Origin of the sequence: Pseudomonas sp. IT-93MI4 (genome assembly GCF_949767635.1) — a bacterium.
GTDB classification, from domain to species: Bacteria; Pseudomonadota; Gammaproteobacteria; order Pseudomonadales; family Pseudomonadaceae; genus Aquipseudomonas; species Aquipseudomonas putida_A.
The window spans coordinates 103,472-126,858 of the sequence record NZ_CATKPP010000006.1 but is presented as its reverse complement, the minus strand read 5'-3'; the positions used below and the strand labels follow the sequence as shown (position 1 = coordinate 126,858).

General features: G+C 61.0%; 21 protein-coding genes and 1 riboswitch. Of the genes, 10 read left to right on the top strand and 11 right to left on the bottom strand.

Going from position 1 to position 23,387, the window contains the following annotated elements; all coding sequences use genetic code 11:
* Positions 1-13: 13 nt before the first annotated feature.
* Positions 14-928 (bottom strand): LysR substrate-binding domain-containing protein, encoded by a 915-nt coding sequence (locus tag ACM6I7_RS05395; protein ID WP_145593589.1) that lies wholly within the window; start codon positions 926-928, stop codon positions 14-16.
* Positions 929-1,070: 142 nt separating this feature from the next.
* On the opposite strand from ACM6I7_RS05395, the gene trhA reads away from it, so the two are divergent.
* Complete coding sequence (gene trhA / locus ACM6I7_RS05390; protein WP_007964065.1) at positions 1,071-1,688, top strand: PAQR family membrane homeostasis protein TrhA; 618 nt, start codon at positions 1,071-1,073, stop codon at positions 1,686-1,688.
* Between the two features lie 43 nt (positions 1,689-1,731).
* Here trhA and ACM6I7_RS05385 read toward each other — a convergent pair whose 3' ends face one another.
* Positions 1,732-2,649 carry a LysR family transcriptional regulator gene (locus ACM6I7_RS05385; RefSeq protein ID WP_027610598.1) on the bottom strand — a complete coding sequence of 306 codons (918 nt, stop codon included), beginning with the start codon at positions 2,647-2,649 and terminating at the stop codon, positions 1,732-1,734.
* A gap of 108 nt (positions 2,650-2,757) precedes the next feature.
* On the opposite strand from ACM6I7_RS05385, the gene ACM6I7_RS05380 reads away from it, so the two are divergent.
* Together ACM6I7_RS05380 and ACM6I7_RS05375 are read left to right on the top strand one after the other, a co-directional pair.
* Positions 2,758-3,999, top strand: coding sequence for a D-amino acid dehydrogenase (locus ACM6I7_RS05380; RefSeq protein ID WP_414888098.1), 1,242 nt, complete (start codon positions 2,758-2,760; stop codon positions 3,997-3,999).
* A 41-nt stretch (positions 4,000-4,040) separates the two neighbouring features.
* Positions 4,041-4,943: a transporter substrate-binding domain-containing protein gene (locus ACM6I7_RS05375; RefSeq protein ID WP_027610600.1), complete on the top strand. Its 903-nt coding sequence runs from the start codon at positions 4,041-4,043 to the stop codon at positions 4,941-4,943.
* Between the two features lie 121 nt (positions 4,944-5,064).
* Here the strand turns inward: ACM6I7_RS05375 and ACM6I7_RS05370 are convergent, their stop codons facing one another.
* A complete protein-coding gene (locus ACM6I7_RS05370) occupies positions 5,065-5,784 on the bottom strand; it encodes a 16S rRNA (uracil(1498)-N(3))-methyltransferase (protein ID WP_204894120.1) in 720 nt (239 codons plus the stop codon).
* Positions 5,785-5,927: 143 nt separating this feature from the next.
* Positions 5,928-7,334 (bottom strand): adenosylmethionine--8-amino-7-oxononanoate transaminase, encoded by a 1,407-nt coding sequence (locus ACM6I7_RS05365; RefSeq protein ID WP_414888097.1) that lies wholly within the window; start codon positions 7,332-7,334, stop codon positions 5,928-5,930.
* A 224-nt stretch (positions 7,335-7,558) separates the two neighbouring features.
* Between ACM6I7_RS05365 and ACM6I7_RS05360 the strand changes: the two genes are divergently transcribed.
* From ACM6I7_RS05360 to ACM6I7_RS05350, 3 genes are all read left to right on the top strand, one after another.
* Positions 7,559-9,340, top strand: a complete 1,782-nt coding sequence (locus tag ACM6I7_RS05360) for a flavin monoamine oxidase family protein (protein ID WP_027610603.1) — start codon at positions 7,559-7,561, stop codon at positions 9,338-9,340.
* A gap of 339 nt (positions 9,341-9,679) precedes the next feature.
* Positions 9,680-10,231, top strand: a complete 552-nt coding sequence (locus ACM6I7_RS05355; RefSeq protein ID WP_047596555.1) for a cytochrome b — start codon at positions 9,680-9,682, stop codon at positions 10,229-10,231.
* Between the two features lie 31 nt (positions 10,232-10,262).
* Positions 10,263-10,856 (top strand): YceI family protein, encoded by a 594-nt coding sequence (locus tag ACM6I7_RS05350; protein WP_027610605.1) that lies wholly within the window; start codon positions 10,263-10,265, stop codon positions 10,854-10,856.
* A 255-nt stretch (positions 10,857-11,111) separates the two neighbouring features.
* On the opposite strand, the gene ACM6I7_RS05345 is transcribed toward ACM6I7_RS05350, so the two are convergent.
* From ACM6I7_RS05345 to ahcY, 4 genes are all read right to left on the bottom strand, one after another.
* Entirely contained in the window at positions 11,112-12,977 is a 1,866-nt protein-coding gene (locus ACM6I7_RS05345; protein ID WP_027610606.1) for a DEAD/DEAH box helicase, read from the bottom strand.
* A 221-nt stretch (positions 12,978-13,198) separates the two neighbouring features.
* Positions 13,199-14,011: a substrate-binding periplasmic protein gene (locus ACM6I7_RS05340; RefSeq protein WP_115988717.1), complete on the bottom strand. Its 813-nt coding sequence runs from the start codon at positions 14,009-14,011 to the stop codon at positions 13,199-13,201.
* A gap of 146 nt (positions 14,012-14,157) precedes the next feature.
* On the bottom strand, positions 14,158-15,003 hold the full coding sequence (metF, locus tag ACM6I7_RS05335; protein ID WP_003229047.1) for a methylenetetrahydrofolate reductase [NAD(P)H]: 846 nt from the start codon (positions 15,001-15,003) through the stop codon (positions 14,158-14,160).
* Positions 15,004-15,163: 160 nt separating this feature from the next.
* Complete coding sequence (gene ahcY / locus ACM6I7_RS05330) at positions 15,164-16,573, bottom strand: adenosylhomocysteinase (protein WP_027610609.1); 1,410 nt, start codon at positions 16,571-16,573, stop codon at positions 15,164-15,166.
* A 23-nt stretch (positions 16,574-16,596) separates the two neighbouring features.
* Positions 16,597-16,695: riboswitch (S-adenosyl-L-homocysteine riboswitch) on the bottom strand.
* Positions 16,696-16,891: 196 nt separating this feature from the next.
* On the opposite strand from ahcY, the gene ACM6I7_RS05325 reads away from it, so the two are divergent.
* Both ACM6I7_RS05325 and ACM6I7_RS05320 read left to right on the top strand, forming a co-directional pair.
* The gene (locus ACM6I7_RS05325; RefSeq protein WP_027610610.1) at positions 16,892-17,299 is read left to right on the top strand and encodes an acyl-CoA thioesterase; all 408 of its coding nucleotides are present in this window, start codon (positions 16,892-16,894) and stop codon (positions 17,297-17,299) included.
* A gap of 174 nt (positions 17,300-17,473) precedes the next feature.
* Entirely contained in the window at positions 17,474-18,370 is an 897-nt protein-coding gene (locus tag ACM6I7_RS05320) for a formate/nitrite transporter family protein (RefSeq protein WP_115988718.1), read from the top strand.
* A gap of 2 nt (positions 18,371-18,372) precedes the next feature.
* Here ACM6I7_RS05320 and ACM6I7_RS05315 read toward each other — a convergent pair whose 3' ends face one another.
* Together ACM6I7_RS05315 and ACM6I7_RS05310 are read right to left on the bottom strand one after the other, a co-directional pair.
* Entirely contained in the window at positions 18,373-19,662 is a 1,290-nt protein-coding gene (locus ACM6I7_RS05315) for a cation:dicarboxylate symporter family transporter (RefSeq protein WP_346649874.1), read from the bottom strand.
* 39 nt (positions 19,663-19,701) lie between these two features.
* Positions 19,702-20,115, bottom strand: coding sequence for a VOC family protein (locus ACM6I7_RS05310; protein ID WP_027610613.1), 414 nt, complete (start codon positions 20,113-20,115; stop codon positions 19,702-19,704).
* 91 nt (positions 20,116-20,206) lie between these two features.
* On the opposite strand from ACM6I7_RS05310, the gene ACM6I7_RS05305 reads away from it, so the two are divergent.
* Positions 20,207-21,070, top strand: a complete 864-nt coding sequence (locus tag ACM6I7_RS05305) for a LysR family transcriptional regulator (protein WP_097089010.1) — start codon at positions 20,207-20,209, stop codon at positions 21,068-21,070.
* A 31-nt stretch (positions 21,071-21,101) separates the two neighbouring features.
* On the opposite strand, the gene ACM6I7_RS05300 is transcribed toward ACM6I7_RS05305, so the two are convergent.
* Positions 21,102-22,364, bottom strand: a complete 1,263-nt coding sequence (locus tag ACM6I7_RS05300; protein WP_103369190.1) for a cation:proton antiporter — start codon at positions 22,362-22,364, stop codon at positions 21,102-21,104.
* A 155-nt stretch (positions 22,365-22,519) separates the two neighbouring features.
* Here ACM6I7_RS05300 and ACM6I7_RS05295 point away from each other — a divergent pair, with 155 nt between their 5' ends.
* Positions 22,520-23,353: an EamA family transporter gene (locus ACM6I7_RS05295; protein WP_414888096.1), complete on the top strand. Its 834-nt coding sequence runs from the start codon at positions 22,520-22,522 to the stop codon at positions 23,351-23,353.
* The last annotated feature ends 34 nt before the right edge of the window (positions 23,354-23,387 follow it).

Below are 23,387 nucleotides of genomic sequence, written 5' to 3'. Positions count from 1 at the left end.
GCGCGACTCGGCCTCAAGCCTGGCGATTGGCATACATCCGACACTCCGCCAGCAACGCCAGCAGATTCGGATCACGCTCCTTGGCCTTCAAGAACACCACACCAATGTGCTGCTGCAACCGATACTTCTCCTGCAACGGAATCAGCTTCACCCGGTTCTCGTACACCGCCGCAATCCTTCCCGGCAGCAACGCATAACCCACCCCCGAGCTGACCATGCTCAGCAGGGTGAAGATGTCGTTGACCTGCATCGCCACCTTCGGCTCGAACCCCGCCTGTTTGAACACCCGGATGCCGTCCTGATGGGTGGCGAAGCCCTGGGTCAGGGTGATGAAGGTTTCATCGCGCACCTCGGCCAGATCGACTTCACTGCGTTGAGCGAATCTTGAATCTGCCGGCGTGGCGAGGAAAATGTCGTCGGAAAACAGCGGGATCTGCTCGCAGTCCGGGTCGCTGACCGTGTCGTCCAGCGACACCAGAATCGCGTCGACTTCCATGTTCTTCAGCTTGTAGAGCAGGTCGATATTCGAGCCGAGGATCAGGTCGATGTTGAGTTCGCTGCGACGGATCTTCAGGCCCATGATCAGTTGCGGTACGGTTTTCACTGTCAGCGAATACAGCGAGCCGAGCTTGAAGCGTTCAGCGGAGAATCCGGCGGCCTCGCGGGTCAGGCGCACGCTTTCGACCACGTCCTGGATCAGCTTCTGCGCACGTTCTTCGAGCACGTAGGCGCTTTCCAGTGGCGTCAGGTTGCGTCCTTCGTGCTTGAACAGCGGGCAGCGCAGGGCGCTTTCCAGCGAATGGATCGCCCGGTGCACGCTGACATTGCTGGTCTGCAATTCGGCGGCGGCGCGGGCGAGGTTGCCGGTGCGCATGAAGGCGAGGAACACCTCGAGTTTTTTCAGGGTCAATTCTTCGTCGATCAGCATGGCGCGGACTCTTTTTGGTATCGACCGATTGTGCCCAATTACCGTGGCGTGCGCAGGTCCGCGTTGAACAGAAACATTGCGCTTTTACGCTCAAGGCCCGAGCCTTGCGCGCTGCGGTAACGAATAACGAGGTGAGCGACACATGTATCACGGGGAAAAACTCAACGCCTGGACGCACTTGGTCGGGGCAGTGGCCGCATTTATCGGTGGCGTGTGGATGCTGGTGATTGCCAGCCTCGACGGCAGTCCGTGGAAAATTGTCAGCGTGGCGATCTACGCCTTTACCTTGCTGGTGCTCTACAGCGCCTCGACCGTGTACCACAGCGTGCGCGGGCGCAAGAAAGCGATCATGAAGAAGGTCGATCACTTTTCGATCTACCTGCTGATCGCCGGCAGCTACACGCCGTTCTGCCTGGTGACGCTGCGCGGGCCGTGGGGCTGGACGTTGTTCGGGATTGTCTGGGGGCTGGCGCTGATCGGCATCCTGCAGGAGATCAAACCACGCTCGGAGGCGCGGATCCTGTCGATCGTGATTTATGCGGTGATGGGCTGGATCGTGCTGGTGGCGGTCAAACCGTTGATTGCGGCGTTGGGCACGGCAGGCTTTGCCTGGCTGGCGTCGGGCGGGGTGTTGTATACCGTGGGCATCATCTTTTTTGCCCTGGATCACCGGTTACGGCATGCGCACGGGATCTGGCATCTGTTCGTGATCGCCGGGAGTCTGCTGCACTTTGTGGCGATTCTGTTTTATGTCCTCTAACTGAAATTGTCCCCAATCTCCCACATTAGATTGTGTTCCCACATCAGACTTGTGCCGAGTGCAGGTTATTGAGTTGTTGTTCAGCTCGCTGACTGAAAATCTGCAGCAGATCGTTGAGCGTATGCGGTGGTGGCTCGCTGGCGCGGGTCACGGCGTACAAAGTGATCGGCAGTGGCGGGGCGAGGGGGCGGAGGGTGGTGGTTGCCACAGAGGCGCCCAGTGCGGTGAACGGATCGATCACCGCGACGCCGGCGCCGGACTCGACCATCGCCCGTGCCAGCGAATAGGTCTGCACGGCAATCCGCACCCGTGGCGGTGGCTCCACCGCTTCCAGATAGCTGTCGAGCCTTGCCGCCAATGGATCGGCGCTGGATAAACCAATCAGCGGCACATCCGCAAGCGCCATCAGTGGCAGCGGTTTGCCGACGTCTGCCGGCGGCCAGAAGTCCTTTGGCGCCAACGCCACCAGCACCCCCGCCGCCAACGGCTGCGCTTTCAGCCCCGGGTGATCCGGCAACTGCAACGTCAGGGCCACGTCCACTTCGCGCATCAGCAGGTTCTGCATCAACTCGCGGCTGTGGGCACTGGACAGTTCGCAGGCGATGTCCGGGAACTGCGCCGTCCATTGCCGGATCGCCGGTGGCAGCAACGACAGGGCCAGCGCAGGAGTCGCGCCGATCCGCAGGCTGTGGCCGGGTTCGCGGCGCAGGCTCTGTGCCAGGCGCCGCACGCCCTGCAGACTTTCCGTGACCTTGTCGACTTCGCGCTCCAGCTCCAGCGCTTCCGGGGTCGCCTGCAATTTACCGCGCACCCGCAGAAACAACGGAAAGCCCAACTGCTGCTCGGCGTGCTGCAGCACTTTGGTCACCGCCGGTTGCGAGACGTGCAGCAATTGCGCAGCGGCGCTGACCGAGCCGGTCTGGCGAATGGCCTGGAAAATCTCGATGTGGCGAAGGCGCATGGCGAGTCCATAACCTTTGTTTATAGGTCTGGCATCTTTATTCATTGTTCGGCGCCTGTCACCTCACCCTAACCTCAGCCTCGTCTTCAAATAGAAATAGGGACGGACATGGCTCAGCGTGTGTGCATCATCGGCGGCGGCGTGATCGGGTTGGCAACGGCCTATGCGCTGGTGCGCGACGGTTTCGAAGTGACAGTGGTCGAGGCGCGGCAGTCCTTGGGCAGCGAAACCAGCTTCGCCAACGGCGGCCAGTTGTCCTACCGCTATGTGGCGCCGCTGGCCGATGCCGGCGTGCCGTTGCAGGCGATCGGCTGGATGCTGCGCGGCGACTCACCGCTCAAGCTGCGCCCGCGTCTGGACCCGGCGCAATGGCGCTGGATGGCGTCGTTTCTCGCCGCCTGCCGCACCTCGGTCAACCGCGAAAACGCGGCGCATCTGTTGCGTCTGGCGCTGTTCAGCCAGAGCACGCTGAAACGCTGGCGCGAGAATGACGGACTCACCGGTTTCAACTGGCGGCGCAACGGCAAACTGGTGACTTTCCGCAATGCCGTCAGTTTCGACCATGCGCGCAAGGGCCTGGCCGATCCGCAGCAACAACAGGTGTTGTCCGCCACCGAATGTGCGCAACTGGAACCGGCCTTGACCAAGGCGCCGTTTGTGGGCGCGATCTACACGCCGAATGAAGAAGTCGGCGACTGTCACGCCTTTTGCCAGCAGTTGGCGGTGCGATTGAAGGCGTCGGGCCGCTGCGAGTTTCGTCTCGGTCAGGCAGTCACCGGTATTCGTCACAGCCACGGCGCCGTCACCGCCATTGAGCTTGGCGACGAAACCCTGCCGGTCGACCAACTGGTGATCGCCGCCGGGCACCGAAGCTCTTTGCTGACGCTGCCCGGCCTGCACGTGCCGCTGTATCCGCTGAAGGGTTACAGCCTGACCGTGCCGATCGGCAACGGGCATCGGGCGCCGGACGTGAGCATCACCGACTACGACCGCAAGATCGTCTACGCGCGCATCGGCGAACAGTTACGGGTGGCGGCGATGGTGGACATCGTCGGTTTCGACCCGGCGGTAGATCCCGAGCGGCTGGCACTGATCAAGCGCCAGGCCCGCGACACCTTTCCCGATGCCGGCAATTACGACGCGGCTGTGGAGTGGGCGGGCATGCGCCCGGCCACCCCAACCGGCGTACCGTTGTTGGGCGCCACGGCGTATCGCAATCTGTGGCTCAACCTCGGCCACGGCGCGCTCGGTTTCACCCTGGCCTGCGGCAGCGGGCAGTTGCTCAGCGAACTGATCGGCCAGCAGCGTACATCCATTGATCTGCACGGCTTCAATCCCCGTGCGGCGTGACGGCTTCTGCTCAAACACCCCAACCACAACGGAGAATAACAATGCAAAAAATCACGTTGCTCGGCTGCACACTGGCGCTGTTCATCGGCGCCCAGGCACAGGCCAATGAAGTGCCGCTGACCGGCGCGCTTGGCAAGATCGCCAGCGCCAACAGCATCACCCTGGGCTATCGCGATGCGTCGGTGCCGTTCTCGTATGTGGGCGATCACACCGGACAGCCTATGGGGTATTCGGTGGAGCTGGCGGGCAAGATTGTCGAGCGGATCAAGCAGCAACTGGCGTTGCCGGAGCTGAAGGTGAAGTACAACCTGGTGACGTCGCAGACGCGGATTCCGCTGGTGCAGAACGGCACGGTTGATCTTGAGTGCGGCTCCACCGGGGTGACGGCCGAGCGGCAGAAACAGGTCGCGTTCTCCTACGGTTTCATCTACGTAAAAGGGCAGTTGCTGACCGCAAAGGACAGCGGCATTCACAGCTTCGATGACCTGCGCGGCAAGAACGTGGTGACCACCGCCGGCACCACCAACGAGCGCTATCTGAAGAGCTACAACCTCGACCACAAACTGAACATGTTCGTGATCAGCGCCAAGGATCACGGCGAGGCGTTCCAGATGCTGCAGTCGGGACGGGCAGCGGCCTTCTACATGGACGACGCATTGCTCTACGGCGAGCGGGCCAAGGCGCGGGACCCGCACAACTGGGTCGTGGTGGGGGAGGAACAATCGCGGGAAATCTACAGCTGCATGGTGCGCAAGGATGATCCGCCATTCCTCGCGCTGGTGAACGACGCGCTGGCCGATCTGTACAGCTCGGGGGAGATCAACGGGATCTACCGTAAGTGGTTCGAACAGCCGATCCCGCCAAAGGGGTTGAACCTGGAGTTTCCGATGACCAGCGAGTTGAAGGCGATCATTGCCAGGCCAGTCAGTGATCCGGTGGAGTGACAGTCAGACCGAGGGGAAGCTTTTCGCGAGCAAGCCCGCTCCCACAGTAGTTCTCGGGTGTACACAAAATTTGTGCTCACTGGAAATCCAATGTGGGAGCGGGCTTGCTCGCGAAGAGGCCCTAGAAGTCACCCCAAAGCTGCTGAGCCACCGCCAGTGCAACCACCGGCGCAGTTTCAGTGCGCAACACCCGTGGCCCAAGCCGAGCTGCATGGAAGCCGTTGCCCTTGGCCTGCTCAACCTCGGCATCCGACAAACCGCCCTCCGGCCCGATCAGGAACGCCAGGGTCGCCGGTTTGGCATGGCTCACCAATGGCTCGGCCACCGGGTGCAGTACCAGTTTCAACTCAGCCTGGGTCTGCTTCAGCCAATCGGCCAGCAGCACCGGCGGATGAATCACCGGCACCCGCGAGCGCCCGCACTGCTCGCACGCGCTGATCGCCACCTGACGCCAGTGCAGCAGGCGTTTGTCGGCGCGTTCGTCCTTCAGGCGCACTTCGCAGCGGTCGCTGAAGATCGGGGTGATTTCGCTCACGCCCAGCTCGGTGGCTTTCTGGATCGCCCAGTCCATGCGCTCGCCCCGGGACAGGCCCTGGCCGAGGTGGATGTGCAGCGGCGATTCGATCTGCCCGGCTAGCTGTTCGTCGATCTGCACCACCACGCGTTTCTTGCCGACTTCCACCAGCGAACCACGAAACTCATGGCCGGAGCCGTCGAACAACTGCACCGCATCGCCCTCGGCCATGCGCAGCACGCGGCTGATGTAATGCGCCTGGGCTTCCGGCAGTTCGTGTTCGCCGGTGCTCAGGGGGGCGTCGATAAAGAAGCGGGACAGTCTCATTTCGGGTCTCTGGAAAGATGTGAATCAGTTGGATCGGTGTCGACTTCATTCGCGAGCAAGCTCGCTCCCACATTTAGAATGCATTTCCCTGTGGGAGCGAGCTTGCTCGCGAAAGCGGCAGTTCAGGCGCCACAAATTTTGAATCAGCCCGGATCACGGAACCCCGGGTGGAAATCCTTCGGCACCGCCACGCTGACGCTGTCCCGGGTGGCGATGTCGATGCCTTCGCTGGCGACTTCGGCGAGGAAGTCGATCTGCTCCGGGGTGATCACGTACGGCGGCAGGAAATACACCACGCTGCCCAGCGGCCGCAGCAACGCGCCGCGCTCCAGCGCATGCTGGAACACCTTCAAACCACGGCGTTCCTGCCAAGGGTAGGCCTCTTTGGTGGCTTTATCCTTGACCATCTCGATCGCCAGCACCATGCCGGTCTGGCGCACTTCGCTGACATTCGGGTGATCGACCAGATGCGCGGTGGCCGACGCCATACGTTGGGCGAGCGCCTGGTTGTTCTCGATGACGTTGTCCTGTTCGAAGATATCCAGCGTCGCCAACGCGGCTGCACAGGCCAGCGGGTTGCCGGTGTAGCTGTGCGAATGCAGGAAGGCGCGCAGGGTCGGGTAGTCGTCGTAGAACGCGCTATAGACCTCGTCGGTGGTCAGGCACGCTGCCAGCGGCAGATAGCCGCCGGTCAGGGCCTTGGACAGGCAGAGGAAGTCCGGGCGGATGCCGGCCTGCTCACAGGCAAACATGGTGCCGGTGCGGCCGAAACCGACGGCGATTTCGTCGTGGATCAGGTGCACGCCGTAGCGGTCGCAGGCCTCGCGCAGCAGCTTGAGGTACACCGGGTGATACATGCGCATGCCGCCGGCGCCCTGAATCAACGGCTCGACGATGACTGCCGCAACGCTGTCATGATGTTCTGCCAAGGTTTGTTCCATGGCGGCGAACAGGTTGCGCGAATGTTCCTCCCAGCTCATGCCTTCGGGGCGCAGGTAGCAATCCGGGCTTGGCACCTTGATGGTGTCCATCAGCAGCGCTTTGTAGGTTTCGGTGAACAGCGGCACGTCGCCGACTGCCATCGCTGCCATGGTTTCGCCGTGGTAGCTGTTGGTCAGGGTGACGAAGCGTTTCTTGTTCGGCTGGCCGCGATTGAGCCAGTAGTGAAAGCTCATTTTCAGCGCGACTTCGATGCAGGACGAACCGTTATCGGCGTAGAACACCCGATTCAGGCCTACCGGTGTCATTTTCACCAGACGCTCGGACAGTTCGATCACCGGTTGATGGCTGAAACCGGCGAGGATCACGTGCTCCAGCTGATCGACCTGATCCTTGATGCGCTGGTTGATGCGCGGGTTGGCGTGGCCGAACACGTTGACCCACCAGGAGCTGACGGCGTCGAGGTAGCGCTTGCCTTCGAAGTCTTCGAGCCAGACGCCTTCGCCGCGTTTGATCGGGATCAGCGGCAGCTGTTCGTGGTCTTTCATCTGGGTGCAGGGATGCCACAGCACCGCGAGGTCGCGTTGCATCCACTGGTTATTCAGGCCCATTTACAGTCTCCTCAAGGCGGCTCGCGTCAGGCGCGGGCAAACAATCGCGCAAGCCTATGCAATGCATCGCGCCGGGACAACCCATTGCGTCGATTGAGCTACTTTGTATGGGCCGATAGACGTCGCTGGCGGCGTTTTGATGGCTGACGTATTCTTCGCGGTTCTTTGGGTCGTCTGACCCGCAAAACTGCTTTTTTCCTACGTGTATTTCCGGAGTTCGCTGAATGTCTGTCGGTTGGCTGCGCGCCTGTGCGCTGGTGATGTTGGGGCTGTTCAGCGTTACGGCGCTGGCCAAGGATAAAACCGCAATCGTGATCGGCGGCGGCCTGTCGGGCCTGACCGCAGCTTACGAGCTGCAAAACAAGGGCTGGCAGGTCACGCTGCTCGAAGCCAAGCCGAGCCTCGGCGGTCGCTCGGGCATGGCCACCAGCGAGTGGATCGGCAACGACAAGACCCAGCCGGTGCTGAACAAGTACGTCTCGACCTTCAAGCTGGGCACCACGCCAGCCCCTGAATTTGTGCGTACACCGGGTTATCTGATCGACGGTGAATATTTCTCCGCTGCCGATCTGGCGACCAAGCAGCCGGCCACCGCCGATGCCCTGAAGCGCTACCAGAAAACCCTCGACGATCTGGCACGCTCGATCGACGACCCGCAGAACCCGGCCGCGACCAATACCCTGCATGCACTGGACCAGATCAACGTCTCGAGCTGGCTCGACAAGCAGAACCTGCCGGCCACCGCGCGTCAGCTGATCAACCAGGACATCCGCACCCACTACGACGAGCCTTCGCGGCTGTCGCTGCTGTATTTTGCCCAGCAGAACCGCGTTTATCGCGGCGTCTCCGACCGTGACCTGCGCGCCTCGCGTCTGGTCGGCGGCAGCCAGGTACTGGCCCAGGCGTTCGTCAAGCAGATCAAGACCATCAAGACCAACTCGCCGGTTTCCGCGATCACTCAGGACAAGGATGGCGTGACCGTCAAGGTCGGCAGTGTTGGCTATCAGGCTGACTACGTGGTGCTGGCCGTGCCATTGCGCGCGCTGAACAAGATTGCTTTGACCCCGGCGCTGGACGCTCAGCACCTGGCCGCGATCAAGGGCACCAACTACGGCTGGCGCGACCAGATCATGTTGAAGTTCAAGACGCCTGTGTGGGAAAGCAAGGCGCGCATGTCCGGTGAGATCTACAGTAACGCCGGCCTCGGCATGCTCTGGATCGAGCCGGCGCTGAAAGGTGGCGCCAACGTGGTGATCAACCTGTCCGGCGACAATGCCCGCGTGATGCAAGCGTTCGGCGACAAGCAGATGGTCGATCAGGTGCTGATCCGTCTGCACGCGTTTTATCCACAGGCCCGTGGCTCGTTCACCGGTTATGAAATCCGTCGCTACAGCACCGACCCGTCGATGGGCGGCGCCTACCTGGCTTACGGCCCGGGCCAGATCAGCAAGTTCTGGCGCATGTGGGAGCGCCCACTGCAACGCGTAGCGTTTGCCGGCGAACACACCGACACCCTGTATCCGGGCACTCTGGAAGGCGCGCTGCGCACCGGTCAGCGTGCGGCCAGTCAGGTTGAAGACCTGGCTGCCGGCAAGTCGTTTGAACCGGTCAAAGTGGTTCCGGCCGCAGCAGCGGCAGGCGCGGCAGGTGCCGTGGCGGCGAAGAAGGGCAACTTCTTCAGCAACCTGTTTGGCGGTTCGGATGACGAGAAGAAGCCAGAACCTGTGAAGGCGCCTGAGCCGGCTCCAGCACCGGTCACCCCAGCGCCTGCACCGGCTCCGGCACCTGCGCCAGCTCCGGTGGAAGCGCCGAAACCAGCGACCCCGGTGAAGGCTGAACCGGCGAAGAAAGCGGCGGCCAAGCCTGCAGCGAAGAAGCCTGCAGCGAAAACCGACGCGAAGAAACCTGCAGCGAAGAAGGCTGAGCCGGCGAAGAAGCCAGCGGCGAAACCTGCGGCCAAGCCCGCAGCAGCTCCGGCGGCAACGACCGATACCAAGGCGCAGTAAGCCTTGCGGTGAATGAAAAAAGCGCGGCGTTTATGCCGCGCTTTTTTTTGCCTGTCAGATCGCTTTCGCGAGCAGGCTCGCTCCCACATTTGACCGAGCGCTTTCAGAGAGAATGCGATCACCTGTGGAAGCGAGCCTGCTCGCGAAGGGCTCGCTCAGACAACGCAATTCCATTGTCTGGCAACAACATCCCGCCACACTTTTCCCGCTTAATCTTTCCTTAACAAGCCACTTACAGACTCTTGATCGTATTTCTCGATATTTCAAAGCAAAATTTTCCGCTTTAATTCGATAGATAACTCGCTAGTCTTGGTTCGCAGTTCTCACAGGATTTGGGCAATGCAGCTACGTAACTCTGCTTCACGCTATGGTTGGGTCAGCATCTTCATGCACTGGGGCGTGGCGCTGGCGGTCTTCGGGCTGTTCGCGCTGGGTCTGTGGATGGTGGGGCTGGATTACTACAGCAGCTGGCGCAAAGACGCGCCGGATCTGCACAAGAGCATCGGTCTGGTGCTGCTGGGTGTGATGGTGTTGCGGGTGTTGTGGCGCTTTATCAGCCCACCGCCACCGACGCTGCAAAGCTACAGCCGCATGACCCGCATCGGCGCCAAATTCGGCCACGGGTTTCTGTACGTCGGGCTGTTCGCTGTGATGCTTGCCGGTTACCTGATTTCCACCGCAGACGGTGTCGGGATCCCGGTGTTTGGCCTGTTTGAAGTTCCTGCACTGGTTTCCGGGCTACCGGATCAGGCAGACACCGCTGGGGTGATTCATCTCTGGCTGGCATGGGCGCTGGTAATTTTTTCCGGTCTCCATGCGTTGGCAGCATTGAAGCACCACTTTATCGATCGTGATGCGACCCTCACTCGAATGCTCGGTCGCAAAGCCTGAAATTCAACCTCGACTCAAAGGAAAAGAAAGCATGTTGAAAAAGACTCTGGCCGCTCTGGCAATCGGTTCGGCCGTACTGTCCGCGAACGTGATGGCTGCTGATTACACCGTCGACAAGGAAGGCCAGCACGCTTTCGTCGACTTCAAGATCAGCCACCTGGGCTACAGCTACATCACCGGTACCTTCAAGGACATCGACGGCAAGTTCAGCTTCGACGCCGCCAAGCCTGAAGACAGCAAAATCGAATTCAACGTGAAAACCGCCAGCGTGTTCACCAACCACGCCGAGCGCGACAAGCACATCTCCAGCAAAGACTTCCTGGACGTGGGCAAATACGCTGACGCCAAGTTCGTCTCCACCAGCGTCAAATCCACCGGCAAGAACGCCGAGGGCAAAGACACTGCCGACGTGACCGGCGACCTGACCCTGCACGGCGTGACCAAGCCAATCGTGGTCAAGGCTGTGTTCCTGGGCGAAGGCAAGGATCCATGGGGCGGCTACCGTGCCGGCTTTGAAGGCACCACCAGCATCAAGCGCTCTGATTTCGGCAAGATGATGGATCTGGGTCCACAGTCCGACAAGGTCGACCTGTACATCTCGTTCGAAGGTGTGAAAGCGAAGTAATTTTCGCCGCCATACAAAAACGCCCCCGGTCGTAAGGCCGGGGGCGTTTTTTATTGCGGCACACTACAGATCCATTGTGGGAGCGGGCTTGCTCGCGAATGCAGTGTGTCATTCAACATAAGTTTCGACTGATCCGACGCATTCGCGAGCAAGCCCGCTCCCACAGGGGGGAGTGTGCGATTCAGGATATTTGTGACGGCATAAAAAAATGCCCCTGCTCTTTCGAACCGGGGCATTTTTCATTGCCGCGATAACTCAGCGATTGCGGGTCAGCAAAGCTGGTTTTTCGCCGCGCGGACGGGTCGGCAGTTGATCGAGCTGCTCAGGCGTCGGGAAGCGGTCTGCCTTGGACTCCTTGTGCATGATCTTCGGCCCGGTGCTGCGCGGGTTCTGCACGGCCGGTTCGGCGCGTTGCTGATCGTCGCGAGCCGGGCGGCGGTTGCGCGAGGACTCGTCACGACGGCCCTGGCCATCACGGGGAGCACCGTTGCGCGGGCCGTTGCGTTTGCCCGGTGGGGTGCCGGTGCTCGAACCGTTGCTGTTACGCGGGCCGTTCTGGCGACCTTGCGACTGACCGCCGCGTGGAGCGCCTGCACCTGCGCCCTGAGCTGGCGCGCCTGGACGGCGACCACGGCCACCGGCAGGAGCAGCTTTCGGCACGTAATCAACGCGGTTACCGAAGTTATCGATATCGTCGTCGAGGAACTCGTCCGGTGCACGATCAGCCGCCGCGCGTGGTGGCTGGCTCGGACGCTGTTCGCGGGCCGGGGTGCCTTCACGTGGTTTCTGCTGACGGGCAGGGCGCTCGCCGCGTTCGCCGGCGGGTTTTTCCTTGCCCTTGTCTTTGCCTTTGTCCTTGCGACCGCCGCCACCACCGCCGCCATTCGGGCCGTCGCCACGCGGGCCACGGGCGTTGCGCGGGTTGCGCATGTCCGGACGCTCACGCACTTCAGGCTTCTCGGCCTCGATGGTGCTGGCATCGAAGCCCATCAGGTCGCCGTCGGCGATTTTCTGCTTGGTCATGCGTTCGATGCTTTTCAGCAGTTTTTCTTCGTCCGGGGCCACCAGCGAGATCGCCTCGCCCGAACGACCGGCGCGGCCAGTACGGCCGATACGGTGCACGTAGTCTTCATCGACGTTTGGCAGCTCGAAGTTGACCACGTGTGGCAACTGGTCGATGTCCAGACCGCGCGCGGCGATGTCGGTCGCGACCAGGATGCGCACTTCACCGGCCTTGAAATCGGCCAGGGCTTTGGTGCGGGCGTTCTGGCTCTTGTTGCCGTGGATCGCCACAGCCGGCAGGCCGTGTTTGTCCAGGTACTCGGCCAGACGGTTGGCGCCGTGCTTGGTGCGGGTGAACACCAGTACCTGTTCCCAGGCGCCGGCGGTGATCAGGTGCGCCAGCAGGGCACGCTTGTGGCTGGCCGGCAGACGGAACACGCGTTGCTCGATGCGCTCGACCGTGGTGTTCGGCGGCGTGACTTCGATGCGTTCCGGGTTGTGCAGCAGCTTGCCGGCAAGATCGGTGATGTCTTTGGAGAACGTTGCCGAGAACAGCAGGTTCTGACGCTTGGCCGGCAGACGCGCGAGGACTTTCTTCACGTCGTGGACGAAGCCCATATCGAGCATGCGGTCGGCTTCGTCGAGGACGAGGATTTCGACGTGGGACAGATCGACGCTGCCCTGGCCGGCGAGGTCGAGCAGACGACCCGGGCACGCGACGAGCACGTCAACGCCACGGGACATGGCCTGGACCTGCGGATTCATGCCGACGCCGCCGAAGATGCAGGCGCTGACGAATTTCAGGTCACGGGCGTAGATCTTGAAGCTCTCGTGTACCTGGGCCGCGAGTTCGCGGGTCGGGGTCAGGACCAGAACGCGCGGTTGGCGCGGGCCATGACGCTGGGATTTGTCCGGGTGACCGTTGGGGAACAACCGCTCCAGGATCGGAAGGGCGAAACCGCCGGTTTTACCGGTACCTGTCTGTGCCGCAACCATCAGGTCGCGACCTTGCAACACGGCGGGAATGGCCCGCTGTTGCACCGGAGTAGGCTCGGTATAGCCCGCATCTTCGATGGCACGGACTAAAGCCTCGGAGAGACCGAGGGAAGCAAAGGACATGAGTAATCCTGTTTTAGTTAGGGCTTGGCCCAATGGGAGTCTTGCCTGGCGCGAATCGCGTTTAAGAGGACGCGATCCCGTCCGGTCCTGCTGCGGTTCCGAAGGCACGTCAGGAGCGCTCGCGCGGGCTGAAAGCTGCGCTGTAGCGGGTCGAGAGGCCTGTTACGGTTCCGGGCGTCCGGGCGTGAGCCTGGCGGGAACGCCGGAGTATAACAGAGCAATCACTGCGCGCTGCTTTCCTGCTGCTCAACGGTTTTGCGGCTGGCCGAAGCATTGCCCAGCGGCACGGCATCGACCGGGGCGGCGCCATAGCGTGCGCTGAGCTCGGCGTAGGCCGGTTCGCGCTTGAAACGCTTGAGTTCGGCACCGAAACGCGCCACCAGCAAGTCCATCCCGGCATTGCGTCGAACCGCCAGATATTGGCTCTGACGGCTGATGACCGTGGGGTTTTCGGTGATTTGATCGCGAATATTCAGTTGATCGAGCAAATGCTGACCCACGCGGCGATCGGTGATCAGCAAGTCGATGCGTCCGCGCAGCAGTTTGCCGAAGTTGGCTTCGTGGGTCGGTGCCGGTTCACGGGTAAACAGTGTCGACTGACTGAAATCCGGGCTGTACAGATAGCCCGGCGAAGTGCCGATGGTCAGGCCTTTGAGGTCTTCGAGCTGGCGGAACGGATGGGGACGGTCGTTGGCGTAGAACATCACGAACTCGACGTCCGACAGCGGTTCGATGGGGTAGAGCAGGGTGGCATCGCGCTCGTCGCTGTGAAAGATGTCCAGTGCGCCGTCGGCCTGGCCGGTCTCGAGCATCGACAGGCAGCGCTTCCACGGCAGGAACTGCCATTCGACCTCAATCCCCAGGCGCTTGAACACAATGGCGGTGGTTTCGTAGTCCAGTCCGAGGTTCTTGCCGCCCTCTTCGTAGACGTAAGGTGCCCACGGCTCGGTGACAATACGCAATTTCTCGCCCCGAGCGGCAAAGCTCAGGCAAGCAAAAACCAGCACGGTGAGTAACTGCGCGAAAAAAGGCATGGCTTGAGATTACGACGAGAAACGCGAAAGAGCCAGAAAGTGCCTGCACAAGCTCTAATTCGGGGATTCAAAAGCAAAAAATCGCAGCAACGACACCCCTGTAGGAGCTGCCGAAGGCTGCGATCTTTTGATCTTTCTTTTAGTGCTTAACGTGGCAGCTTCAGGTTATTCCAGATCGCCAGACTAGGCTCAGCCTGGTTCATGGAATAGAAGTGCAGCCCTGGTGCGCCACCTTGCAGCAGGCGTTCGCACATTTCGCTGACAACTTGCTCGCCGAAGCGCTGAATGCTTTGGCTGTCATCGCCATAGGCTTCCAGTTGCTTGCGGATCCAGCGCGGAATTTCCGCACCGCAGGCATCGGAGAAACGCGCCAGCTTGCTGTAGTTGGTGATCGGCATGATCCCCGGCACGACTGGAATATCCACGCCCAGCGCCTGCAAACGGTCGACGAAGTAGAAGTAGCTGTCGGCGTTGAAGAAGTACTGGGTGATCGCGCTGTCGGCACCGGCGCGGGCCTTGCGCACGAAGTTGGCGAGATCGTCTTCGTAATTACGCGCTTGCGGATGCATCTCCGGGTAAGCGGCAACTTCGATGTGGAAATGATCACCGGTTTCTTCACGAATGAATTCAACCAGTTCGTTGGCGTGACGCAGCTCGCCGCTGGTCATGCCCATGCCGGACGGCAGGTCACCGCGCAGCGCAACGATGCGCTTGATGCCGGCCGCCTTGTACTCGTTCAGCAGGCCGCGCAGGTCGTCCTTGCTGTCGCCGACGCACGACAGGTGCGGGGCGGCCGGTACTTTGACTTCGCTTTCCAGTTGCAGAACGGTGTTGAGGGTGCGATCACGGGTCGAACCACCAGCGCCATAGGTGCAGGAGAAGAAGTCGGGGTTGTACGTTGCCAACTGACGGGCAACGTTGAGCAGTTTTTCATGCCCAGCATCGGTCTTGGTCGGGAAGAACTCGAAGCTGTAGCGACGGTCTTGGGACATGGGAAATACCCTTGGAAACACGAAGCCTGTGAGGCTTGCACCGCCCATGTGGGAGCGGGCTTGCTCGCGAAAGCGGCGGGTCAGGCAACATCAATGCTGAATGACAGACCGCTTTCGCGAGCAAGCCCGCTCCCACAGGGAGAGCAGGCCGCCGCGTCAATCAGTAGCGGTAAGCGTGCGGCTTGAACGGGCCTTCGACGGTGACGCCGATGTAGTCAGCCTGTTGCTTGGTCAGTTGAGTGACCACGCCGCCGAAGCCGCGCACCATTTCCAGGGCCACTTCTTCGTCGAGTTTCTTCGGCAGTACTTCAACGGTCAGACGCTCGGCTTTCTCGGCTGGCGACAGGTCGGCGTACTTCTGGCCGAACAGGAAGATCTGCGCCAGTACCTGGTTGGCGAACGAACCGTCCATGATGCGGCTCGGGTGACCGGTGGCGTTGCCCAGGTTCACCAGACGGCCTTCGGCCAGCAGGATCAGGTAGTCGTCGTTCTGTGCGTCGAAAGCGCCCGGGCCGGTACGGTGGATCTTGTGTACCTGTGGCTTCACTTCTTCCCATGCCCAGTTCTTGCGCATGAAAGCGGTGTCGATTTCGTTGTCGAAGTGACCGATGTTGCAGACAACAGCGCGCTTCTTCAGGGCTTTGAGCATGTTCGCGTCGCAAACATTGACGTTACCGGTGGTGGTCACGATCAGGTCGATCTTGCCCAGCAGCGCTTTGTCGATGCTTGCTTCGGTGCCGTTGTTGATGCCGTCGATGAACGGCGAAACCAGTTCGAAACCGTCCATGCAGGCCTGCATGGCGCAGATCGGGTCAACTTCGGAAACCTTGACGATCATGCCTTCCTGACGCAGGGACTGGGCCGAACCCTTACCCACGTCACCGTAACCGATGACCAGCGCTTGCTTGCCGGACAGCAGGTGGTCGGTGCCGCGCTTGATCGCATCGTTCAGGCTGTGACGGCAGCCGTACTTGTTGTCGTTCTTGGACTTGGTCACCGAGTCGTTGACGTTGATCGCCGGGATCTTCAGCTCGCCCTTTGCCAGCATGTCCAGCAGGCGGTGAACGCCGGTGGTGGTTTCTTCGGTCACGCCGTGAACGCGGTCCAGCACCTGTGGGTACTTGTCGTGCAGCAGCTGAGTCAGGTCGCCGCCGTCGTCGAGGATCATGTTGGCGTCCCATGGCTGGCCATCTTTCAGGATGGTCTGCTCCAGGCACCACTCGTACTCTTCTTCAGTCTCGCCTTTCCAGGCGAAAACCGGGATGCCGGCGGCAGCGATGGACGCAGCGGCCTGATCCTGAGTCGAGAATATGTTGCAGGACGACCAGCGTACTTCGGCACCCAGGGCAACCAGGGTTTCGATCAGCACGGCAGTCTGAATGGTCATGTGGATGCAGCCGAGGATTTTCGCGCCCTTGAGCGGCTGCTCGGAGGCGTACTTGCGGCGCAGACCCATCAGGGCCGGCATTTCCGACTCGGCGATGATGGTTTCGCGACGGCCCCAGGCAGCCAGGGACATGTCGGCAACTTTGTAATCGTTAAAATCTGCAGGCGTGATAACAGCGCTCATGAAGAGCCTCCATTCGTAATGTATGCGAATGGGCGCCGTTGTGCGTTTAGTGTCCGGCCGTGGCCAGTCAACGCCCCATCCGAGCCTGACAGGTTGATCCTGCTGCAGCGCCCCTCGGACAGGTGGCGGGAAAACGGTAGCAAGTGAAGGTTACCGTTTTGAAACGGGGGCGATTATAGCCGTCTAGACTGATCTTCCAAAGGGTTTCTGTCGGCCAGATGAAGATCGCTAATAGCGACCATAGTAGAAGGCTCATGGAGCCTGACCGCTCGGTCTGCCAAGATGGCGCCATCTTTCGGCAAACGCTCAGGAGTGAACATGAATTTCCACACCCGCAAATGGGTAAAACCCGAAGACCTGAACCCCAACGGCACCCTGTTCGGCGGCAGCCTGCTGCGCTGGATCGACGAAGAAGCGGCGATTTACGCGATCGTCCAGTTGGGCAATCAGCGCGTGGTGACCAAGTACATTTCCGAAATCAACTTCGTCAGCGCCTCGCGCCAGGGCGACATCATCGAACTGGGCATCACTGCCACCGAGTTCGGCCGCACCTCGATCACCCTGACCTGCGAAGTGCGCAACAAGATCACCCGCAAGAGCATCCTCACGGTCGAGAAGATGGTCTTCGTCAACCTCGGCGAAGACGGCCTGCCGGCGCCGCACGGTCGCACCGAGATCAAGTACGTCAAAGACCAGTTCAAGGAAGATGAACTGGTCAGCAAGTAACATCGGCGGCGCGCCCTTCGCGAGCAAGCCCGCTCCCACATGGATTGCGTTGTACCTGTGGGAGCGAGCCTGCTCGCGAATGCGGTTGTTCAGTCAGCGAAGAATCATCTGGCCACTGAACAGCCATGAACCGCCGGGGTCGTAGGTAAACACCACCCCCACGGTTTCCACGCCATGACCACCCCGACAGACGGCAAGACCCCCAACCTCTCGACCGACGAACAACACGAAGTCGAGAAAAACCAGCCGCCCCGCGCGGCGGTTCTGCATGAAATCATCCGCACTCAGGGCGATCAGGAACTGGAGCGCAGCATTGCCGCGTTGTGGTGGTCGGCGCTGGCCGCCGGGCTGACCATGGGTCTGTCGCTGATGGGCATGGGCCTGCTCAATTCGCGCCTGCCCGAGGGCGACGAATTCAAGGTCATCGCCAGTTTCGGCTACTGCGCCGGTTTCCTCGCGGTGATTCTCGCCCGCCAGCAGCTGTTCACCGAAAACACCCTCACCGCGGTTCTGCCGGTGATGACCAAACCGACCCTGGCCAATTTCGGTCGGCTGATCCGCTTGTGGGGCGTTGTCCTGTTCGGCAATTTGTGCGGGACGATTCTGGTGGCGTACGTGATGCTCGAGCTGCCGATCTTCGACACCAAGACTGATCACGCCTTCCTTGAAATCGGCCGCAAGGTCATGGAAAACCACGCCAGTCAGATGTTCGCCAAGGGCATCGTCTCAGGCTGGATGATCGCCACCATGGTCTGGATGATCCCGTCCATGGAGAGCGCGAAGATGTGGATCATCATCCTCATCACCTACCTGATGGCGCTGGGCGACTTCACCCACATCGTGGTCGGTTCGGCGGAAGTGTCGTATCTGGTGTTTGCCGGCGAGCTGCCGTGGAGTGATTTCTGGATGGTGTTTGCCGGGCCCACGCTGGCGGGGAATATCATCGGCGGCAGTTTCATCTTCGCCCTGATCAGCCATGCGCAGATCCGCAGCGAAAGCGGGGCGCCCAAGACGGATAAACCGAACTCCGGCAAACCCCGCGAAGATGAATCCGACAGCAAGCCCCGATAGTTTCAGGCCTTGAACGGCGGGCTGACCGGGTCTGTCGTCGGTTCGCTTTCAGGTGCCTTGAGCTGTCCCTCCCAGCGCGCTATGACCAGCGGTGCCAGTGCATTGCCCAACACATTGAGCGCGGTGACCGGCATGTCCATCAAGCGGTAGACGCCGGCGATGATTGCCACGCCTTCCACTGGCAAACCGGCGGTGGTCAGGGTCGCTGTGAGTATGATGAACATGAAACCCGGCACTCCCGCCGCGCCCTTTGACGTCAACACCATGATCAGCACCAGCATGGCCTGATCCGCCAGACCCAGATCAATCCCGTACGCCTGGGCGATAAACAGCGTGCCCAGTCCCGCGAACAGCGAGGCGCCATCAAGGTTGAACGAGTACCCCAGTGGAATGACCATGCTGGTGATCGGGCGCGGAGCGCCATACTTCTCCATTTTCTCGATCAGTTGTGGCATCACCGTGGCCGACGCAGCACTGCTGTAAGCCAGTATCAATTCACTGCGTATTTCCCGAATCAGGTGGAAAAAGCGAATGCCGGCCATCCGCGCCACCAGTCCCAGCACGCCCAACGCGAAGAGCAACACCGCGACGTAAGTGATGCCGATCAGCTTCGCCAGCGGCAGTAATGCACTGAGGCCGAAGCTGGCCACGGTGACCCCGATCAGGCCGAAGATGCCGATGGGTGAATAGTGCATGACCAGATGCGTGACCTTGAACATGGTGTCCGATACCGCCTGAATCACGGCGATCAATGGCGCCTTCTGCGGCTCGGGCAGCATCGACAGGGCACAGCCGAACAGGATCGCGAAAAACAGCACGGAGAGCAGCTTGCCCTGGGACATGGCCAGGACGATGTTGTCCGGCACGATGTTCACCAGAGTTCGGCCCAGGTTCTGTGTGTCCCCCGTATTCGCCAGACCAATGGCCGGTGATTGCAGGGTGCTGCTGAAGTCCGCGCCGGCGCCGGGCTGAAAAACATTGCCGACGATCAGTCCGAAGACGATGGCAATGCTGGTGATGGTAAAGAAATAAACCAGCGTCTTTATCCCGACCCGGCCCAATGCCCTGGTGCTGCCTGCCCCGGCGATGCCGACGACCATGCACGCAAAGACCAACGGTACGACGATCATTTTCATCAGCCTGATGAAAAGGTCACCGGCCGGTTGCAGCAAATTGTCGATGAACCAGATCTTGTGTTCGGGAAACTGGTTGAGAAGGATGCCGACGATTATTCCGGCTGCCAGCCCGAGCATGATGCGGGTGACCAGACTGGTGGGTTTCCTGGTAGTCATGATGTGCCCCTTTTGTTGTTGTGTTTGTTGGGGTGAAGCTCAGTGTGCGAAGAGACCGTCGAAGTCCTTGAAACCCTTGACCTCGATCGGATTGCCGCTGGGATCGAGAAAGAACATCGTGCGCTGCTCGCCGGGTTCGCCGGCGAAGCGGATCACCGGAGGGATTTCAAACGTTGTGCCGAGGCGGCTCAAACGATCGGCCAGCTCCAGCCACTCCTCCAGCGGCAGGACGACGCCAATGTGCGGCATCAATACTTTGTGATCGCCAACCTGGCCGGTACGGGTCGTGGTGAAGGGCGTGCCCACATGAAGCGAGAGCTGATTGCCGAAAAAGTCGAAGTCGACCCATGTCTCGGTACTGCGGCCTTCGGTGCAGCCCAACACATCTCGATAAAAAGTCCGCGCCTGTTCCAGGTCGCAAACATGGTATGCAGCGTGAAAAGGTCTGTTCATGCGATGTCCCCAAGTGAAGGAGCGCTCAGGGTAAACAGACCGTGCGGCGGGGCATAACGACTTCGCCTTGTTCTGAGCGAAAGGAAAACTTATGGATGTACGGTTTCTGAAAAGTCTGGTGGCGGTGGTCGAGACCGGTTCGATTGCGGCAGCGGCACGGCGCGAGAGTCGCACTGCGGCGGCTATCAGTCAGCGCGTCCAGGCGCTCGAGAGATTGCTGGGTTGCACGTTACTGCTGCGTACCGCGCACGCAGCCAGGCCCTCGGACCAGTGCCTGCTGATTCTGCCGAAGATCAGGGCGATCATCGAATTGGCCCAGGATCTACAGAGCGATCTGCATCCCGATGGGTTGGCCGGTGAGCTGACAATCGGTGCAATTTCCACAGCGCTGACCGGCGTGTTACCCACCTTGATCGAGCGATTGGCGCTTGCAGCACCTGATTTGAAGCTGAAGATCACCCCGGGTGACTCGAAAAGTCTTTACGAGAAGGTGCTTGCAGGGGAGTTGGACGCAGCGATTCTGGTCAGGCCTCCATTCCAGCCGCCCAAGGCATTGGCACTGGTCGTACTCAAGGTAGAGCCGCTGATTCTGGTGGCTCCAGCCGCGTACGCCGGGCAGTCGCTGGAAACGCTGTTGCGCGTTCATCCGTTCATTCGTTATGACGCACGCTCGTGGGGTGGGCAGATTGCTCAGCGCTACCTCGATGAACACGCCATCGAGCCCAACGTGCTGTGCGAACTGGATGCGCTGGAAACGATCGTCATGCTGGTCGCGCAGGGGATGGGCGTATCGCTGGTGCCGCAGTGGGCAGGGATGAGGCTGGAAGGGATGTACGTATTACCGGTCGAGGACGGGCAGCGTCATGCGCGCGAATTGGTGGTGATGCATGGCTCGACGCCGCACCGCCCATTGGCGATGCGGCATCTGCTTGATTTGCTGTGCGGTCCGTCGTGAGGGGGGGGCACGACGGCGCTGCGGTGATACATCAGTGTGCGGGTTCAGCCACGGTCGTCGGCTCGTCACGGGTGGCGTGCTTGACCAGTTTACCGATGGTCAGACCCTGCAGCAGGATCGACGACAGCACCACGATGTAGGTGATGCTCAGCAGCAGATCGCGCTCCGGGCCCAGCGGCAGGGCCAGCGCCAGTGCCACCGAGACCCCGCCGCGCAAACCGCCCCAGGTCAGGATGCGGATGGTGCCGCGCGGCACCGTGCGCCAGCGCCGCAGCAGGACAATGGCCGGGGCCACGGTGAGCAGGCGCGACAGCAGGATCGCCAGCGCCAGCAAACTGGCCGCCGCCACGTGCGCCCAGTTGAACGGCAGCAGCAACAGCTCCATGCCGATCAGTGCGAACAGCAGCGCGTTGAGCATGTCATCGAGCAGCTCCCAGAAGCCGTCGAGGTACTTGCGGGTCATGTCGTTCATCGCCAGGTTGCGCCCCAGGTTGCCGATGATCAGACCGGCCACCACCATCGCAATCGGCGCCGAGACGTGCAGCTCGGTGGCCATCGCCGAACCGCCGATCACTAGCGCCAGGGTCAGCATCACCGTGATCTGATGCTGCTGGACGCTTTTGATCATCCGGTACACCCCATAACCGATCAGTCCGCCAAACAGCACGCCGCCAAGGGCTTCGTGCACGAACAGCATGGCCGTGGCGCTGAGGGTCGGCGTCTCACCCAGTTGGGCGATGCCCAGCAGCACGGTGAACACCACAACGGCAGTGCCGTCGTTGAACAGCGACTCGCCGACGATGGTGGTTTTCAGCGGCTTCGAGGCATTGGCGGTACGCAGTACGCCGAGCACCGCGATCGGGTCGGTCGGCGAAATCAGCGCGCCGAACAGCAGGCAGTAGAGGAAGCTCACGTGCCAGCCGAACAGGGCAAAGATGTAAAAAGCGAGGCTGCCGATCACGACGGTGGCAATCAGCACGCCGAAAGTGGCCAACAGGCCGATGGGCCAGCGATAGCTGCGCAGGTCGTTCAGGTTGACGTGCAGGGCGCCGGCGAACAGCAGGAACGACAGCATCCAGTTCATCAGCAGATCGCCGAAGTCGATCTGGCCGATCAGTTGCTGCACGCGCTCTTCGAGGCCGGGATAGCCGAGCACGCTCAGGCCTTGCAGCAGCAGGGAGAACATCAGTGCGGTGACCATAACGCCGATGGTCGGCGGCAGGCCGATGAAACGGTAATTGACGAAGGTGAGAAGGGTGGTGAGGCAGATAAAAGCGGCGACAAGTTCTAGCATCCGGGCTCCATTGGATAGGGGTGGAAAGACAGCGCCCCGATTCTTCGGTGCAAAGGTTGGATGGGCTGTTTCGGGGTGGGGACACAATCACGTTCCCTCGGTTGGTCAGCCGCAGACATTGGTGTAGGGTCAACAAAAAAATCAAGGAGTGGGACGTGGCGGCGACAGTTCTGGTGTTAATGGCGGCGCTGTTGCATGCGACGTGGAATACCCTGATCAAGTTCAGTGCCGAACGGTTGCTGGTGGTGGCGTGCATGGACACGGTGGCGCTGCTGTTCGTGGCGCTGGCATTTCCATTCATCAGCCTGCCGCCGACGGAAATCTGGCCGTGGATTCTGGCTTCCGCGGCATTCGAGCTGCTGTATCGCTATCTGCTGATTCAAGCTTATCGGGTCGGCGACCTCGGGCTGGTCTACCCGCTGATGCGTGGCTTGTCGCCGTTGGTGGTGCTGGCGCTGACCCTGATCTTCGCCGGTGAAGTGCTCACTGCGCAGCAGATCCTCGGGATCATGCTGATTCCGCTGGGCATGGCCTGCCTGCTCTGGCAGGGCGGTGGTGGCAAACATCTCCCTTGGTCGATGCTACCGGTGGTGGCGCTGATCGGCTTGTGCATCGGTTGCTACACCTACATCGATGGTCAGGCCTTGCGGCGCTGGTCGCATCCACTGGATTACCTGGTCTGGGTCACGCTGCTCAGCGCCTGGCCGTTTCCGTTGCTGGCATGGGTCGCCAAACGCCCGGCATTTCTGGTGTTCTGGCGCGAGCAGTGGAAGCTCGGGCTGGCGGTCGGGTTCTGCGTGTTGTTCAGCTACGCTCTGGTGCTGTGGGCGATGCAGTTGGGCTCGATTGCCGAGGCGGCGGCATTGCGTGAGATCAGCGTGATTCTGGTGGTGCTGTTCGGCATGCGGTACCTGAAAGAACCTTTCGGCAGGCCGCGGCTCTTAGCCTGTGGGCTGGTATTGATCGGCATGCTGGTGATGAAGTTCTGACTGCCCGCAACTCTCTATCACTCGAAGAAGGACG